This is a genomic window from Stenotrophomonas sp. 01N47 (genome assembly GCF_056399165.1).
Map to the genome: position 1 here is coordinate 1 of NZ_JBFTQU010000036.1, position 542 is coordinate 542.

Annotated in this window: 1 protein-coding gene; it reads right to left on the reverse strand. The window is 67.7% G+C overall.

What is annotated here, in order from left to right; genetic code table 11:
* Positions 1–346, reverse strand: a 346-nt coding sequence (locus AC1DKR_RS21070; protein WP_478035080.1) for a putative porin, incomplete at its 3' end; no start/stop codon positions are given.
* Positions 347–542: the final 196 nt, after the last annotated feature.

Below are 542 nucleotides of genomic sequence, written 5' to 3' on the forward strand. Positions count from 1 at the left end.
CCTTCGCTTCGGTCATCACGCTGGCCTTGAGCTCATCGCGGATCTCATCGCGCACGGTCTGCGGGATGTACGGCACGCGCACATCGCCGGCCTGGGCCGTACCGGCGGCGGTGCTGGCCGTGGTAGATGCGGCCGCATCGCGCTGTGCTTCCAGCAGCAATGCCTGGCCGGCTTCCGGGGTCAGTGCGCCACTGTCCATCAGGCCACGGATCAGCTTGATCATGGTGCTTTCGCCACCGCCCTGCTGGGCGTGGACACCGCCGCTGGCCAGTGCCAGCACGATGCCGGTGGCCACGGCAGAGCGACGCAGGTGCCGCAGCACGGGGAAGGAGTTGGAACGGGTCATCGGCTTGCTCGCAGAAAAAGGGAATTCGATGGAAAGAGCGTCATGGCAGCATTCACCCGCCGGGGCGTCGGCCCTGTACCAGCACGCGCGCGGGGAAATCCAGCGATGCCGGGGGACGCTCGTCGATGCGGCCAACTGCGCGGATCGCCTGCAGTACGCGGTCGTCGGCATCGGCATTGCCGCTGCCACGCAGCAG